The organism is Streptomyces sp. NBC_01233 (assembly GCF_035989305.1).
Lineage (GTDB): Bacteria > Actinomycetota > Actinomycetes > Streptomycetales > Streptomycetaceae > Streptomyces.
In genome coordinates this window covers 6794538-6808872 of the sequence record NZ_CP108514.1, presented here as the reverse complement: position 1 = coordinate 6808872, position 14335 = coordinate 6794538, and the positions used below count along the sequence as shown (strand labels likewise).

Annotated in this window: 17 protein-coding genes and 1 pseudogene; 8 read left to right on the top strand and 10 right to left on the bottom strand. The window is 72.7% G+C overall.

The window, feature by feature from the left end:
• The first annotated feature begins 69 nt into the window (after positions 1 to 69).
• The 6 genes from OG332_RS32460 to OG332_RS32440 all read left to right on the top strand — a co-directional run bounded on the left by OG332_RS32460 (position 70) and on the right by OG332_RS32440 (position 4540).
• The gene (locus tag OG332_RS32460; protein WP_327416776.1) at positions 70 to 744 is read left to right on the top strand and encodes an amino acid ABC transporter permease; all 675 of its coding nucleotides are present in this window, start codon (positions 70 to 72) and stop codon (positions 742 to 744) included.
• Complete coding sequence (locus tag OG332_RS32455) at positions 741 to 1634, top strand: amino acid ABC transporter permease (RefSeq protein WP_327416775.1); 894 nt, start codon at positions 741 to 743, stop codon at positions 1632 to 1634. The genes OG332_RS32460 and OG332_RS32455 overlap by 4 nt, the downstream gene beginning before the upstream one ends.
• Before the next feature lie 187 nt (positions 1635 to 1821).
• Entirely contained in the window at positions 1822 to 3396 is a 1575-nt protein-coding gene (locus OG332_RS32450; protein ID WP_327416774.1) for an FAD-dependent monooxygenase, read from the top strand.
• A gap of 32 nt (positions 3397 to 3428) precedes the next feature.
• Complete coding sequence (locus OG332_RS47915) at positions 3429 to 3515, top strand: putative leader peptide (protein WP_311318651.1); 87 nt, start codon at positions 3429 to 3431, stop codon at positions 3513 to 3515.
• 78 nt (positions 3516 to 3593) lie between these two features.
• Complete coding sequence (locus OG332_RS32445; protein WP_327416773.1) at positions 3594 to 4142, top strand: cysteine dioxygenase; 549 nt, start codon at positions 3594 to 3596, stop codon at positions 4140 to 4142.
• On the top strand, positions 4133 to 4540 hold the full coding sequence (locus OG332_RS32440) for a rhodanese-like domain-containing protein (protein WP_442816386.1): 408 nt from the start codon (positions 4133 to 4135) through the stop codon (positions 4538 to 4540). The genes OG332_RS32445 and OG332_RS32440 overlap by 10 nt, the downstream gene beginning before the upstream one ends.
• 244 nt (positions 4541 to 4784) lie before the next feature.
• Here OG332_RS32440 and OG332_RS32435 read toward each other — a convergent pair.
• From OG332_RS32435 to OG332_RS32415, 5 genes and pseudogenes are all read right to left on the bottom strand, one after another.
• Positions 4785 to 5742, bottom strand: a pseudogene (locus tag OG332_RS32435) (ABC transporter permease); the annotation flags it as partial.
• A gap of 90 nt (positions 5743 to 5832) precedes the next feature.
• Complete coding sequence (gene recX, locus OG332_RS32430) at positions 5833 to 6399, bottom strand: recombination regulator RecX (RefSeq protein ID WP_327416771.1); 567 nt, start codon at positions 6397 to 6399, stop codon at positions 5833 to 5835.
• A 3-nt stretch (positions 6400 to 6402) separates the two neighbouring features.
• Positions 6403 to 7509 (bottom strand): recombinase RecA, encoded by a 1107-nt coding sequence (gene recA, locus OG332_RS32425; RefSeq protein WP_327416770.1) that lies wholly within the window; start codon positions 7507 to 7509, stop codon positions 6403 to 6405.
• A gap of 302 nt (positions 7510 to 7811) precedes the next feature.
• On the bottom strand, positions 7812 to 8264 hold the full coding sequence (locus tag OG332_RS32420; RefSeq protein WP_327416769.1) for an iron chaperone: 453 nt from the start codon (positions 8262 to 8264) through the stop codon (positions 7812 to 7814).
• Positions 8265 to 8412: 148 nt separating this feature from the next.
• Positions 8413 to 8874 (bottom strand): hypothetical protein, encoded by a 462-nt coding sequence (locus OG332_RS32415; RefSeq protein ID WP_327416768.1) that lies wholly within the window; start codon positions 8872 to 8874, stop codon positions 8413 to 8415.
• Positions 8875 to 9032: 158 nt separating this feature from the next.
• Between OG332_RS32415 and OG332_RS32410 the strand changes: the two genes are divergently transcribed.
• Positions 9033 to 9791: a Clp protease N-terminal domain-containing protein gene (locus OG332_RS32410; protein WP_327416767.1), complete on the top strand. Its 759-nt coding sequence runs from the start codon at positions 9033 to 9035 to the stop codon at positions 9789 to 9791.
• On the opposite strand, the gene OG332_RS32405 is transcribed toward OG332_RS32410, so the two are convergent.
• On the bottom strand, positions 9742 to 11079 hold the full coding sequence (locus OG332_RS32405; RefSeq protein WP_327416766.1) for an AI-2E family transporter: 1338 nt from the start codon (positions 11077 to 11079) through the stop codon (positions 9742 to 9744). The genes OG332_RS32410 and OG332_RS32405 overlap by 50 nt on opposite strands.
• Positions 11080 to 11133: 54 nt before the next feature.
• Complete coding sequence (locus OG332_RS32400; protein WP_030154244.1) at positions 11134 to 11328, bottom strand: DUF3046 domain-containing protein; 195 nt, start codon at positions 11326 to 11328, stop codon at positions 11134 to 11136.
• An 81-nt stretch (positions 11329 to 11409) separates the two neighbouring features.
• On the opposite strand from OG332_RS32400, the gene OG332_RS32395 reads away from it, so the two are divergent.
• Positions 11410 to 12402 carry a hypothetical protein gene (locus OG332_RS32395; protein ID WP_327416765.1) on the top strand — a complete coding sequence of 331 codons (993 nt, stop codon included), beginning with the start codon at positions 11410 to 11412 and terminating at the stop codon, positions 12400 to 12402.
• On the opposite strand, the gene OG332_RS32390 is transcribed toward OG332_RS32395, so the two are convergent.
• From OG332_RS32390 to OG332_RS32380, 3 genes are all read right to left on the bottom strand, one after another.
• Positions 12371 to 12679: an AzlD domain-containing protein gene (locus OG332_RS32390; RefSeq protein ID WP_030010743.1), complete on the bottom strand. Its 309-nt coding sequence runs from the start codon at positions 12677 to 12679 to the stop codon at positions 12371 to 12373. The genes OG332_RS32395 and OG332_RS32390 overlap by 32 nt on opposite strands.
• Positions 12676 to 13383 carry an AzlC family ABC transporter permease gene (locus OG332_RS32385; protein WP_327419448.1) on the bottom strand — a complete coding sequence of 236 codons (708 nt, stop codon included), beginning with the start codon at positions 13381 to 13383 and terminating at the stop codon, positions 12676 to 12678. Before OG332_RS32385 ends, OG332_RS32390 begins: the two co-directional genes overlap by 4 nt.
• Positions 13384 to 13493: 110 nt before the next feature.
• Complete coding sequence (locus tag OG332_RS32380) at positions 13494 to 14327, bottom strand: AraC family transcriptional regulator (RefSeq protein ID WP_327416764.1); 834 nt, start codon at positions 14325 to 14327, stop codon at positions 13494 to 13496.
• Positions 14328 to 14335 lie beyond the last annotated feature (8 nt).

Sequence of the window (14335 nt, the reverse complement as noted above, 5' to 3'; positions counted from 1 at the left end):
GCGTCGCCGCCCGCCTGCCGCGGGCGGCGCCGCACCTCACCGGCCATCCTGGGGAGAGCGCAGGGCATCGTGTTCGATTTTCTTGATTCCGGGCAGTACGACGTGCTCGGAGCCTTCTGGGTGACGGTTCAGCTCACCCTCTACTCGGCGGTCGGGTCCCTGATCTGGGGCACCGTCCTGGCGGGGATGCGGGTCAGCCCGGTCCCGCTGCTGCGGGGCTTCGGTACCGCGTACGTCAACCTGGTGCGCAACACCCCGCTGACCTTGCTGGTCATCGGCTGCTCACTGGGTCTCAGCCAGACCCTCAAAATCAACCTGGGCGGCGACACCTTCAAGGAGATCGGCTTCCGGCTCGCGGTCCTCGGACTGATCGCCTACACCGGCACCTTCGTCTGCGAGGCCCTGCGCTCCGGCATCAACACCGTGCCCGTCGGCCAGGCCGAGGCGGCCCGGGCACTGGGGCTGAGCTTCTTCCAGGTGCTCACCCTGATCGTGCTCCCCCAGGCCTTCCGGGCGGTCGTGGCACCGCTCGCCAACGTACTGATCGCGCTCACCAAGAACACCACGGTGGCGGCGACCATCGGCGTGGCCGAGGCGGCTCTGCTGATGAAGGAAATGATGGAGAACGAGGCGCAGGCCCTCTTCGCCGTCTTCGCGATCTTCGCCCTCGGCTTCGTCCTGCTGACCCTGCCCACCGGCCTGCTCCTGGGCTGGGTGGCCAAGCGAGTGGCGGTGAAGCGATGACCTCCGTGCTGTACGACGTCCCCGGCCCCAAGGCCAAGGCGCGCAACTGGATCTACAGCGGGATCTTCATCGTCCTGTTCGGGCTCTTCATGTGGTGGGCTCTGTCCCTCATGGCGGAGAACGGCCAGCTCGAAGCCGACAAGTGGACCCCGTTCGTCACCGACAGCCGGGTGTGGACCACGTACCTGATTCCCGGCCTGATGGAGACCCTCAAGGCCGGGGCGCTCGCCATGCTGATCGCCCTCCCGCTGGGAGCGGTGCTGGGCATCGGCCGGCTGTCCGACCACGCCTGGGTGCGGGGGCCGGTCGGTACGTGGGTGGAGTTCTTCCGTGCCATCCCGGTACTGATGCTCATGCTGTTCAGCAGCGCGCTGTACGCACCGCAGTTCATGGACGTCCCGTCCGACACCCGGCCGTTCTGGGCCGTCGTCACGGGCCTGGTCCTCTACAACTCGGCCGTCATCGCCGAGATCGTCCGGGCCGGTGTGCTCTCCCTGCCCCGCGGCCAGACCGACGCGGCCAAGGCGATCGGCATGCGCAAGGGTCAGACGATGTTCTACGTCCTGATCCCGCAGGCCGTCACGGCGATGCTGCCGGCCCTGGTCAGCCAGCTCGTGGTGATCCTCAAGGACACCGCGCTCGGTGGCGCCCTGCTCGGCTTCCAGGAACTGCTCTCCATGAACCGGCAGATCTCGGCCAACTACAGCAACACCATCGCCACGCTCGTCGTGATCGCCCTGATCTACATTGTGGTGAACTTCGGCCTCACCACCTTCGCCTCCCAGCTCGAGGGCCGGCTGAGGAAGTCGAAGAAGAGCACCGGCGCGGTGCTCGGCGCGGAAGAGATCGACGACGCGGTCCCCGGGGCGAACACGGCCGCCGGAGCCTGACGGCACCTCCCGTTCGCCGCCCCTTCGGGGCTGACCGGACTGCAGTCATAGTGCGTATCCAGTGTGGTGCGGCGGAACTCATCCGCCGCACCACACTGCGTTGCGCCCTCTTGTGTCACTTGACGCAGACACCTCCAGTGGGTTGCATACGTTCTGTGATCACATACCGGACACCGGGAGCCACATCATGGACCCGGTGATCGTCGTCGGCGCGGGGCCCGTCGGCCTGTCCCTGTCCCTCGCCCTGGCGGGCGCGGGCGTGCCCTCCGTCGTGCTCGACGAAGGGCCCGGCAAGGAGGAACCGCGCCCGGCCCGTACCGTCGTCCTGCACGCCGACACCGCGGCCATGGCCCACCGGCTGGGCTGTACGACGCTGCGCGACGAGGGGGCGTACTTCGCCGCCTGGCGCACCATGCGGCGCGGCCGTGACGCCCAGCGGATCACCTTCGAGGACCACCCGGCCCCCCTGCACGTGCCGCAGCACGCGCTGACGCGCGGGCTGCGCGACGCCGCCTCTGCCCACCCGCTGGTCCAGTTGGTCACCGAGAGCCGTGTGGACTCCGTGGAACAGGACGACCACGGGGTCACCGCCCACACCCGGGGCGCCGAGACCACGTGGTGGCGCGGGAGTTACCTGGTCGGCTGCGACGGCGCCCGCTCCACCGTGCGCAAACTGCTCGGCATCCGCTTCCCGGGCCGCACCGCCGTCGAACGGCACGCCGTGGCCGCACTGCGCACCGAACTTCCCTGGCCGGGCGAGGCCCTGCTGCACCGCAGTCCGCCGCAGGAGGTCACCTCCCGGCCGCTGCCCGACGGGGTGTGGCGGCTGGACTGGCTGCTTCCCGCCCGCGGGGAGCTGGTGACCCCCGACCTGCTGGTGACCCTGATCCGGGACACCCTCGCGGTGTGGTGCGGGGGCAAGACGCCCCCGTACGACCTCATCGACACCGGGGTCCACACCCTGCACCACCGCCTCGCCCGGCGCTGGCGCGACGGCCGCGCCTTCCTCGCCGGCGACGCCGCGCACCTGCTGGGCGCACTCGGCACCCAAGAGGTCGAGGAGGGGCTCCGGGACGCCGAGAGCCTCGCGTGGAAGCTGTCCCTGGCCTGGCACCAGGGAGCGTCCGAGGCCCTGCTCGACAGCTACGAGGGCGAGCGGCGCACCGCGGTCGCCTCCCGGCTGCGCGCGGCCGACCAGGCGATTCCGACGCTGCGGGCCGGCGGCGGCCTGCGCACCTACCTGCCCGGAGCCTCGCGCTCCGCCGAATCCCTCCTCACCGACGGCCACCTGGGGCGCGGGCCGCTGGGCGCGGAGCCGACGTACGCCCCGCCGGTCGCCGTACGCGAGGTCCCGACGGCCACCGAACCGGGCGGTCCGGTGGCGAACGTGCCCGTGACCGCACCCGACGGGTCGACCGTGCCGCTGCGGGACCTGCTGGGGCAGGGCCGGCTGCTGGTGGTCCTGGTCGCCCCGGGCACCGGGGTCTGGGACCGGCGCCACTGGCTCGGCGCCGGACTGATGCCCCGCCTCGCCGCGGCGGTCAGCGCCCTCCCGGTCCGCACCGACCTGCTGGTCGCGGACTCCTACCCGGGGGCGCCGGCCCACACCGTGCTGCTCGTACGGCCGGACGGGCATCTGGCGGCGACCTTCGCGGGCGTCCGCCCCGCGGAACTGTACGAGGCGGCGGACACGGTCCGGGCGGGCGCGCCCACGCCCCGGCGAACCGCGCCCTCGACGACACCGACCGTGGTGATCGATTGACCGTCCTCCCGGACTCGTGGTTCACTCGCCGAATGACCGGCAACGACGTACGCCTGTGGCGGAGGGTCCATATGGACCTGCTCCGCTACGCGGGCTGCGTGTGTCGCCCTTCCTGCTGATTCGCCCTTCCCTCCGCGCGCCCCGTGCCGTCCACCGGCCTGCGCGCACCTCCGCGAACCCAGGAACGGTCCCCCTTCATGTCTGCACCCGCGTCCACCGCACGCCCGTACGCCCCTGAGCCCGTGACGGCCGGGGGCCCCACGGCCGCCGAACTCCTCGACTTCGCCCTCCGCACGGCCGCCGATCCCGCCGTCGTGGCTTCGCTGCCGCTCGATCCCGAGGGCCGCACCTGGATCCGGCTGGACGGGCCGGGCGGCAGCGAGGCCTGGCTGATCGGCTGGCCGCCGGGCACCGGCACCGGCTGGCACGACCACGCCGAATCGCGGGGCGCGTTCGCCACCGCGCGCGGCCGGCTCACCGAACACTCGCTGACCGTACGGCTGCCCTCCGAGGGCTGGCGGTCGCTGGAGCTGGCCCCCGACGTCGACCGCAGCCGCAGGCTGGACACGGGCACCGGACGGGCCTTCGGGCGCCACCACGTGCACGAGGTCCTCAACGAGTCCCCGACCGAGCACGCGGTCTCGGTGCACGCGTACCACCCGCCGCTCCCGCTGATCCGCCGCTACAGCCGCAGCGGCCCGGTGCTCCACCTCGAGCACGTCGAGCGTCCGGCGGACTGGCAGTGAGCGCCCCGGCCGACATCGACGAGCTGCTGGAGCAGGTCCGCGCTGGCTACACCCGCGTCGGCCCGGAGGAGGCGCACGCCGCCTCCCGCGCCGGCGCCCTGCTGGTGGACATCCGCTATCAGGCCCTGCGCGAGCGCGACGGCCTGATCCCGGGGGCGCTGGTGGTCGAGCGCAACGAACTGGAATGGCGCCTGGACCCCCGCGGCAGCCACCGCGCCCCCGAGGCCACGAGCCACGACCTCCAAGTGGTGGTGATCTGCAACGAGGGCTACGCCTCCAGCCTCGCCGCGGCCTCCCTCCACGCCCTGGGCCTCCACCGCGCGACCGACCTGACCGGCGGCTTCCAGGCCTGGAAATCAGCCGGCCTCCCGGTCACCGACAGCCCCGCCGGCGTCTGAAGCGATCATTCAGCCCCGCCGGCGCTTGAGGCGATCTTTCAGCCCCGCCGGCGCTTGAGGCGCGGGGGCTCGGGGGCGGAGCCCCCGCAACGGCGCCGCACGGGTCCGGACCAGGGCCAGGGCCAGGCCTTGGCCGTGGCCACCTCTACCGGGGCCACCCTCCCCGGGAGGGAAGTCGCCGCGAGGGCCAACAATCCGCCCACCCCCAGCACCACCGCGTACGCGACCGGCCGCACCGCCGGCGCCGCAGCAGGGCGAGTTCGCGGTGGCGCTGCTGGACGGAGAGCGCGAAGGTGCCGACCACCACGAGGGTCGCGACCAGGAGCGAGGTGCCGCCCAATCGCGCCGCCCATGGAGACCAGCTTGATCCGGGCGCCGGCGGCGTCGAGGAACTCCACCGGCCCGCGCTCGTCCCCCGTACTGACCTGCGCCGTGGTGCCCTTCAGCGCCTGCGCGACCCGGTCGGCGAGCTCACCGGCGTCGACACCCGGTGCGGGCAGCACCCCGATGGCGCTGACCTGCCCGTCGCGGGCTGCGAGGCGCCGGGCCTCGTCGTCGCTGAAGAACAGCGTGCTCTGCCGGGCGAGGTCGCCGCGGGGCGTGGTCGCGATCCCGCTGACCTGGTACGTCCTGGGCTCGCCGGTGGAATGGACGGTGAGCTCGGAGCCGGGCTTCAGCCCCGCGCGGGCGGCCGGCGCCCGGTCGAGGACGATCTCGCCGCCGCCCCGGGGCGCACGGCCCTCGGTGATCGTGAAGGGGGTCAGCGCAGCGGAGGCCCAGGCGTGTCCGTACGAGGGCTTGGGCTCGCCGGAGGCCTTGACCAGCGGGACGGTCTGGAACGGAGCTCGGGCACGGCCCGCTCGACGCCGGGCACGGCACGGACCGCGTCCACGGTGGCTGCCGGGAGCCGGGCCCGCTCGGCGACGGGCTTGGCCTTGTGCTCGCTCTTGGTCTTGGTCTTGGTCTTGGCCTTCTCCCCCTCGCCCTTCCTCTTGACCGTGGTCTCGTGGACGTTCTGGTCGGCGGAGAAGAGGACGGGCGCGGATGCGTAGCGCTCGGTGCCGATCTTTCTGCGGAGTCCCGTTTCCAGGAGGGTTCCGCAGGCGGTGACGCGGGCGGCCGCGCACAGCAGTGCGACCGATGGCACCGAGGAAACCGGCTGTGCGGTCCCGGCGGGCCTGAAGGGCGTAGCGCAGCATCATTCCGTCAACTCTGCTGGCGGGCAAACCTCCTGGCACTGGCGTACCCCGACATCCGCACCCGGGGGCTACCCCCACCCCGGGCCCGGCGGCTCACTCCCCCGGGTACCCGAGCTCGTCGGCGTCCTCGCCCTCCGCCTCCAGCGCACGGCGGACCACCCGCAGGGCCATGCCCTCCGGGTATCCCTTGCGCGCGAGCATCCCGGCGAGGCGCCGGATCCGCTTGTCGCGCTCCAGGCCCCGGGTGGCGCGGAGCTTGCGCTCCACGAGCTCCCGGGCGGCCTGTTCCTCCTGCTCGGAGTCGAGCAGCTCCAGGGCCTCCTCCACGAGGGTCGCGTGCACCCCCTTGGTCCGGAGCTCCTGGGCGAGCGCCCGGCGGGCCAGGCCCCGGCCGCGGTGCCGGGACTCGACCCAGGCTCCGGCGAAGGCGGCGTCGTCGATCAGGCCCACCTCCTCGTACCGGGAGAGGACCTGCTGCGACACCTCCTCGGGGATGCCCCGCTTGTGCAGGGCGTCCGCGAGCTGGCGCCGGGTGCGCGGGCTCCCCGTGAGCAGGCGCAGGCAGATCGCCCGCGCCTGCTCCTCGGGGCTCTGGGGCGGCAGTTCCTGGCGGTCCTCACGACCGCGCCTGCTCCTGCCGCCCCCTTCCTGCTCCTGCACGGGTCAGCTCTTGGCCACGGCGGCCTTGGCCGTCGTCTTGGCCTTCGACGCGGGCGCGGGCACGGCCGTGGCCTCGGCGGGCGCAGCGGCGGCGCCATCGGCGGCGGCGTCCTTGCGGACACCCACGCCCAGCTTCTCCTTGATCTTCCGCTCGATCTCGTTGGCGAGATCCGGGTTGTCCTTCAGGAAGTTACGGGCGTTCTCCTTGCCCTGGCCGAGCTGGTCGCCCTCGTACGTGTACCAGGCACCGGCCTTGCGCACGAAGCCGTGCTCCACGCCCATGTCGATCAGTCCACCCTCGCGGCTGATGCCCTGGCCGTAGAGGATGTCGAACTCGGCCTGCTTGAACGGGGGCGCGACCTTGTTCTTGACCACCTTGACGCGGGTGCGGTTACCGACCGCGTCCGTGCCGTCCTTCAGGGTCTCGATACGGCGGATGTCGAGGCGTACGGAGGCGTAGAACTTCAGCGCGCGGCCACCGGTGGTGGTCTCCGGCGAGCCGAACATCACACCGATCTTCTCGCGGAGCTGGTTGATGAAGATCGCGGTGGTCTTGGACTGGTTGAGCGCACCGGTGATCTTCCGGAGCGCCTGGCTCATCAGACGGGCCTGGAGACCCACGTGCGAGTCGCCCATCTCACCCTCGATCTCCGCGCGCGGCACGAGGGCCGCCACGGAGTCGATGACGATCAGGTCGAGGGCACCGGAGCGGACGAGCATGTCCACGATCTCCAGCGCCTGCTCGCCGGTGTCCGGCTGCGACAGGATGAGGTTGTCGGTGTCCACGCCGAGCGCCTTCGCGTACTCGGGGTCGAGCGCGTGCTCGGCATCCACGAAGGCGACGGTGCCGCCGGCCTTCTGCGCGTTGGCCACGGCGTGCAGGGTCAGGGTCGTCTTACCGGAGGACTCCGGCCCGTACACCTCGATCACGCGGCCGCGGGGCAGCCCGCCGACGCCGAGCGCGATGTCCAGCGCGGTCGACCCGGTGGGGATGACCTCGATGGGGTCGTTCGGCTTGTCGCCGAGGCGCATGACCGCACCCTTGCCGAATTGCCGTTCAATCTGTGCGAGAGCGGCGTCGAGAGCCTTCTCGCGGTCGGTGCCTGCCATGGGTTCCACCCGGTTTGCTTGAGTCGATCGCTTCACGCCATTGACGCTAATGCCTGCCACTGACAATGCGCCTCCACGACCGGTTCGGCTGTGGATAACTCATCAGAATAGATGTTCGATTTCCCTGTCAAGCGCGCCACGCCCACCCCGCCCGTTGCCGGGCCCGCGGCCGCCCCGGCGCCGTCAGTAGCGGACTCCTTGGCCTCGCACCCTTCGAGCCCGCCGTGACCAGGTAGGCCGAAGCCCCCGCCCGGTGACCGGGCGGGGGCTTCGCGGGCCCGGGATCCGTCGGGGCGAGGGCGTCAGCTCACGGCCTGCTTCACGAGCGCGGCGATCCGCTCCTCCACCTCGGCCGTCACCTCGGTCAGGGCGAAGCCGGCCGCCCACATCGCGCCCTCGTCCAGCTTGGCCAGGTCGCTGAAGCCGAGGGTCGCGTAGCGCGCCTTGAACTTCTCCGCGCTCTGGAAGAAACAGACGACCTTGCCGTCCAGGGCGTAGGAGGGCATCCCGTACCAGAGCTTCGGCGCGAGGACCGGGGCGGCGGCCGTGATGACGGCGTGCACGCGCTCGGCCATGATCCGGTCCGAGTCCTGCATCTCGGCGATCTTCGCGAGGACCTCCCGCTCCGCCTCCGCCGCCTTGTCCGCGCGCGAGCTGCGGCGCGCGGCCGTCTTCAGCTCCTGGGCGTGGTCCTTCATCGCGGCCCGCTCCTCGGCCGTGAATCCCTCGTGCGTGCTGCCGCCGGTCCTGCTCATGCCGGATCTCCTCCTTGAGGTTCTTGATGCGCGCGCCTTGAGAGGGACCTTAACCCCGCCCACCGACACGGCCCCTGTCGATGCGTCACAAGTGGAGATCGTTCAACAGCGTTTACCTAAGGCTTGGCTGTGGCCCGTCGGCGGTCGTTCACCGACGGCGCGAGCGGCGCGCCCTGGACGGGCCGCTCACTTCTGCGACAGGCCGGCCCTGATCATCGACACGGCGCTCACCAGCCTGCCGAGACTGGAGCTCGTCCCCCTTCGCGGCACCGGCGACGCACTCCTCCGTGCCGCGCCTGAATCCGTCCAGGGACTCCTTCCCGTAGCCCTGGGCGGCTTCGCGCGGGATCGGGCCGAGCCTCTCGGCCGCGGTGACCTCTTTCAGCAGGTCCTGACAGGCGGGCCCCTGGACGTCGAGCGTGCGCATGCTCACCTCGTCGACCCGGCCCACGCTCTCGTTGAGCTGCTTGATCCGGGACTCGCCCCCCGAGGAATACCAGTCCTCCAGCTCCTCGGCCGGCGTCTGGGAACAGCCCGCGAGCAGCACGGCAACGGCTGCGGCGGCAACGACGACGGCGGCCGGCGCGAGGACGCGCGCACGTAACGGCATGGAACCCCCCGAGTCGGTCCGACCGATGCTGCCAGGGGCCGCCCGATCCCGTACGCCTCGTGATGCTTTCGTGACGGATCGCGATCACATCAGCCCCTTCCCACGAAGTGACAACCTAAGGTTGACGCCCTCCTGACTGTCAACCTACGGTTGCACTCATGACGAACCCATCCGTGGAACCCGTTCGCATGACCAATCCCGTACGCCTCGACGACCTGATCGAGGCCATCAACAAGGTTCACACCGACCCCCTGGAGCAGCTCAGCGGCGCCGTCGTGGCCGCCGAGGCCCTCGGGGACGTCGCGGACCACCTCATCGGCCACTTCGTCGACCAGGCCCGCCGCTCCGGCGCTTCCTGGACCGACATCGGCCGCAGCATGGGCGTCACCCGCCAGGCGGCCCAGAAGCGCTTCGTCCCCAAGGCGGACAAGGAGGGTGCCGCCGCGCTCGACCCGAACGCGGGCTTCGGCCGGTTCACCCCCCGCGCCCGCAACGTCGTCGTGACCGCACAGAACGAGGCCCGCGCCGCCGGCGGCACCGAGATCCGCACGGACCACCTGGTCCTGGGCCTGCTGGCCGAGCCCGAGAGCTTCGCGGGACTCGCCCTGGGCGCCCAGGGGGTCACGGCGGACGACGTACGCGCCGCCGTGGCCGCCCTGCTGCCCCCGCCCCATGCGGAGGTCCCCGACCTCATCCCCTTCGACGCGTCCGCGAAGAAGGCCCTGGAGCTCACCTTCCGCGAGGCCCTGCGCCTGGGGCACGACTACGTCGGCACCGAGCACGTCCTGCTCGCGCTCCTGGAGCTGGAGAACGGCGAGGGCCCGCTGAGCGGCCTCGGAGTGACCAAGGCCGCCGCCGAGGCGACCGTCACCGAAGCCGTGGCAAGCGCACTCGGCGGCGCCGGGGACGCGCCGTAGAGGAATCCGCCTCCTCCGTCAGCGCGTAGCGCTTCACGTACGCGCCGAGGAAGGCCTGCAGCGTGGCGACGGCCGGGATCGCGATGAGCGCCCCGACCGCGCCGAGCAGGGCGGTGCCCGCGATGACCGATCCGAAAGCGACCGCCGGATGGATGTCCACGGTCTTCGAGGTCAGCTTGGGCTGCAGGACGTAGTTCTCGAACTGCTGGTAGACCACGACGAAACCGAGGACGTACAGCGCGTACCAGGGGTCGACGGTGAAGGCGATCAGAACCGGCAGCGCACCCGCGAGGTAGGTGCCGATGGTGGGGATGAACTGCGAGACCAGGCCCACCCACATCGCGAGGGCGGGCGCGTACGGCACGCCGAGGACCGCCAGCAGGATGTAGGTGGCGAGACCGGAGATCAGCGCCATCAGCCCGCGCGAGTAGAGGTAGCCGCCCGTCTTGGCGACGGCGATCTCCCAGGCGCGCAGCACCTCGGCCTGCTTCGCGGGCGGCAGTACGGAGCACAGCGCGCGCCGCAGCCGCGGTCCGTCGGCGGCGAAGTAGAAGGAGAACAGCCCGATCGTCAGCAGCTTGAAGAGTCCGCCGAGCACCGTGGCGGAGACGTCGAGCACACCGGACGCGCTGTTCTGCACGTACTTGCGCAGCCAGTCGGAGCGCAGCACGCTCTGCTGGATCTCCAGCCGGGACAGTTCGGTGTGGAAGGTGGAGTTGATCGCTTTGATCACCGAGTCGAGATAGCCCGGGAAGCCCTCGACCATGGCGACGATCTGCCCGGCGAGCAGCGAGCCGAGCAGCGCGAGGAAGCCCGCGGTCACGACGAGCACCGCGAGGAACACCACGAAGGTGGCGAGCCCGCGGCGCACCCCGCGGGCCGCCATCCCGGACACCGCCGGTTCGATCGCGAGCGCGAGGAAGAACGCGATCAGGATGTTGACGAGCAGCCCGATGAGCTGGTGGAAGGCCCAACTGCCGAGCTGGAAGCAGGCGACGAGCGCCAGTACGAGGATCACGGCGCGCGGCAGCCAGCGCGGCATCCGCGCCTCCGCCCCGCCGGGGGCCGCGGGGGCCGCACCGGCCGGAGGGCTCCCTGCGCCGCCGGAGCCGGCCTGCGGGACGGGGCCGCCGGGGGCTACCGGGCGGTGCGGGCCGCCGGGGCCTTCGGCCCCTCGATCGGAGGCCGGGCCGGAGGCCGGACCGGGAGCCGCCGGCATGCTGCCCGGCCGCTCGCCCCGGACGTCGGCGGTCTGGTCGTCGGTCGTCGTCTCATCACTGGCTGCCACGCCGCCAAGTCTGTCCCACCGGCCGCCCGAACCACGAAGCGGTGCCCGGCGGCATCAGCGCAGCGAGGCCGGCACGTCCATCGCCGAACACACCGCGCGCCACACGTCCTTGGCCTCCCAGCCCGCGTCCAGCGCTTGGTGGACGGTTCGCCCGCCCAGCTCCGTCATGACGTGGTCCCGCGCGAAGGAGTCGGCGTAGCCGGCGCCGAAGTGCTCGGCCATCCGCTCCCAGAAAATCGTCAACCGCATGCCCCCAGTATCCCGCCCCGGGAGAGTGCACCGGCCGCGTTCGCCCCTCCTGGCCGCACCGCCGCGTCCTAGGTTGCACGCATGCCCGGAGACGAAGCTTCCTCGCAGACGTCGCAGACCCCGCACGCCCCGCAGCCCCCGCAGACCCCGCTGGCCCGCGCGGAGCAGTTCATCTGGCTCACGGCCCGCGTGCTGGAGCAGCGGCAGTTCGCGTTCCACTTCCTCGGCGGGGACGCCGACCCGGTGGACACCGCCCTCGGTTCGTACCTCAACGGCGACGGCGGCTACGGCCACGCCCTCGATCCGGATCTGCGCGGTCCGCTCAGCCAGCCCCTGCACACCGCGCACGCGCTGCGCGTGCTGGACAGCCTGGGCCGCTGCGCGGGGCAGCGCATCGAGCGGCTCTGCCGCCACCTGACCTCGGTCTCCACCGCGGACGGCGCGCTTCCGGTGGTCTCCACGGCCCCGCGGGCCTACCCGGCGGCCCCGTACCACCCGATGTACGACGTCCCGCCCGGCGAGCTGCTGACCACCGGCCCGGTCGTCGGCCTGCTGCACCGCAACCGGGTCTGGCACGCCTGGCTCTTCCGGGCCACCGACTTCTGCTGGGACCGGGTCGAGAGCCTGCGCCACTCGCATCCGTACGAGGTCCAGAGCGCGGTGGCCTTCCTCGACGGCGTCCCGGACCGGGCGCGCGCGGCGGCGGCCGCGGACCGGCTGGGCCGCCTGGTGCGCGCGCAGAAGCTCGCGGTGCTCGATCCGGGGCGCCGCGGGGAGTACCCGCCCGCCCCGGGCTACGCACCGGGCGAGCTCCTCTTCCCGCACGACTTCGCGCGGCGGCCCGAATCGCTGGCCCGCGGCTGGTTCACGGACGACGAGGTGCGCCGCTCACTGGATCACCTGGCCGCCGCGCAGCAGGGGGACGGCGGCTGGCCGGTCCGCCGCGAGGCCTGGGCTCCGGGGAGCTCGCTGGAGCGGCGGCCGATCGCGACGCTGGACGCCCTGCTGACCCTGCGGGCGTACGGGCGCCTGCCGGCCGGGATCAGCCGCCCAGCGCCCGTACCCCCGCGGTGACGACGACGGCGGCCGCGACCACGACGAGGAACGGGGCCCGCAGCAGCAGCGCCAGCCCGGCGGCGGCGAGCCCGGCGGCGCGGGCGTCGACGACGAGGGCGGAGCCGGTGCTGAAGGTCTGCTGGGCGGTGAGCGCGGCGAGCAGCGCGACCGGCAGCAGGGCGGCCAGCCGGCGTACCAGCGGCCGCTCCAGGGCCCCGGCGGGGACGAGCAGCCCGGCGAGCTTGACGGCGTAGCAGCCGACGACGGTCAGTCCGATGGCGATCCAGACGTTCACGGACGGCGTCCCTTCGTCCACAGCACGACGGGGGCGGCCAGGGCGGCGATCAGCACGGGCACCCCGGCGGGCAGCACGGGCAGGAATCCGAGCCCGAGGACGAGCGCGAGGGCGGCCACGGCCCGCTCGGTGCCGGTCTTCAGCATCGGCGCGAGCAGGGCCAGGAACACGGCGGGCCCGGCGGCGTCCAGCCCCCACGCCTCGGTGTCCCCGACGGCCTCGGCGCCGAGCGCGCCGAGCAGGGTGGTCAGGTTCCACAGCGCGTAGAGGCTGAGCCCGGTGGCGGTGAAGCCGAGCCGGGCCGTCCTCCGGTCGGGCTGGGCCAGCGCCACGGCGGTGGTCTCGTCGATCACCCAGTGCGCGGCGAAGGGCCGTACGGCGCGGGGCAGCGCGAGCAGCTGCGACAGGCGCAGCCCGTAGAAGGCGTTGCGGGTGCCGAGGAAGAAGGCCCCGGCGGCGGCGGTGAACGGATTCCCGCCCGCCGCGAGTGCTCCCACCAGGGCGAACTGCGAGGCGCCGGTGAAGACGAGCAGGCTCAGCACGCAGGCCTGGAGCGTGCTGATGCCGGCCCCGGCGGCGGTCACCCCGAAGGCGAACCCGGACAGCCCGACGGCCACCCCGACCCCGAGCGCGTCGCGGATGACGGCGGCCCGCGGCCGCCCGTCGGGCACTGCTGTCTCTCGTATCTCTGGCTCTGTGACCAGCTGCTTCTCTCCCACGCCCCGAAACTACGCGGGGCCCGGGCGGATGGTCTTGTACGTTCTTGCGCGCCCCCGTCGGCCCTGGTCGGCCCCGGCGCGGCGGGATCGGAAGGCTAGACGGCCCGTTCGCGCCGGTACGCCCCCGGGGGGACCCCCACGATGCGGGTGAAGTGCCGGTTCAGGTGCGGCTGGTCGGTGAAGCCGACGGTGACGGCCGCCTCCGCCGGCGCGGTGCCCGCGTCGAGCAGCCGGCGGGCCTGCCGGACCCGGGCGTCGGTCAGCCAGGTGTGCGGCGGCATCCCGTACTGCTCGCGGAAGGCCCGCAGCAGCGCGAAGGGGCTGGTTCCGAGGTCGGCCGCCAGCTGCTCCAGCGACGGCGGGTCGGCCATCCGCTCCGCCAGCACCGCTCGGGCCCGTTCGGCGTCGGCGGCGCCCGCGCGCCGTGCCCTGCGGGCCGGCAGCGGGCCCGCGTGCCGGGTCAGCATCCGTGCCACGACTCCTCGCAGCAGCGTGTCGGCGGCCAGCGCGTTCCCGGCCTCGGCGGCCCGGTGCACCTCGGTGATGGTCCGCGATCCGTGCGGGTCGGTGACCACGTCGGCCGTGAAGCCGGGAGTGCCGCGCAGGGTGCCGATCTCGTCGGCGACCTCGGTGATCAGCTCGCGGGAGGGGTAGAGGGTGGCGTACGCCCAGCCCTCGGGGACCCCGGCGCGCGCGGTGTGCGGCACCTCTGGGTTGATCAGGACCACACTGCCCGGTCCGGCGCGCACGACGTGGCCCGGCAGGCCGACCTCCTCGATGCCGCCGGTGACGGCCGCGATGACGTACCCGTCGTGGGCGTGGCGCGGGAAGGTGTGGCGGACGTAGTGGGCGCGCAGCAGGTCCAGCCCGGGCAGTTCCGCGTACTGCCAGTGCCGTGCCCACTCCCGGCCGCCCTCTCGCGTCCCCATCCCCCCAT

Excerpts from the sequence above, each read along its gene's own strand:
- OG332_RS32455 (WP_327416775.1), top strand. The coding sequence starts at position 741 with ATGACCTCCGTGCTGTACGACGTCCCCGGCCCCAAGGCCAAGGCGCGC.
- OG332_RS32450 (WP_327416774.1), top strand. The coding sequence starts at position 1,822 with ATGGACCCGGTGATCGTCGTCGGCGCGGGGCCCGTCGGCCTGTCCCTG.
- OG332_RS47915 (WP_311318651.1), top strand. The coding sequence starts at position 3,429 with ATGACCGGCAACGACGTACGCCTGTGGCGGAGGGTCCATATGGACCTG.
- OG332_RS32445 (WP_327416773.1), top strand. The coding sequence starts at position 3,594 with ATGTCTGCACCCGCGTCCACCGCACGCCCGTACGCCCCTGAGCCCGTG.
- recA (WP_327416770.1), bottom strand. The coding sequence starts at position 7,509 with ATGGCAGGCACCGACCGCGAGAAGGCTCTCGACGCCGCTCTCGCACAG.
- OG332_RS32420 (WP_327416769.1), bottom strand. The coding sequence starts at position 8,264 with ATGAGCAGGACCGGCGGCAGCACGCACGAGGGATTCACGGCCGAGGAG.
- OG332_RS32415 (WP_327416768.1), bottom strand. The coding sequence starts at position 8,874 with ATGCCGTTACGTGCGCGCGTCCTCGCGCCGGCCGCCGTCGTCGTTGCC.
- OG332_RS32410 (WP_327416767.1), top strand. The coding sequence starts at position 9,033 with ATGACGAACCCATCCGTGGAACCCGTTCGCATGACCAATCCCGTACGC.
- OG332_RS32400 (WP_030154244.1), bottom strand. The coding sequence starts at position 11,328 with ATGCGGTTGACGATTTTCTGGGAGCGGATGGCCGAGCACTTCGGCGCC.
- OG332_RS32395 (WP_327416765.1), top strand. The coding sequence starts at position 11,410 with ATGCCCGGAGACGAAGCTTCCTCGCAGACGTCGCAGACCCCGCACGCC.
- OG332_RS32380 (WP_327416764.1), bottom strand. The coding sequence starts at position 14,327 with ATGGGGACGCGAGAGGGCGGCCGGGAGTGGGCACGGCACTGGCAGTAC.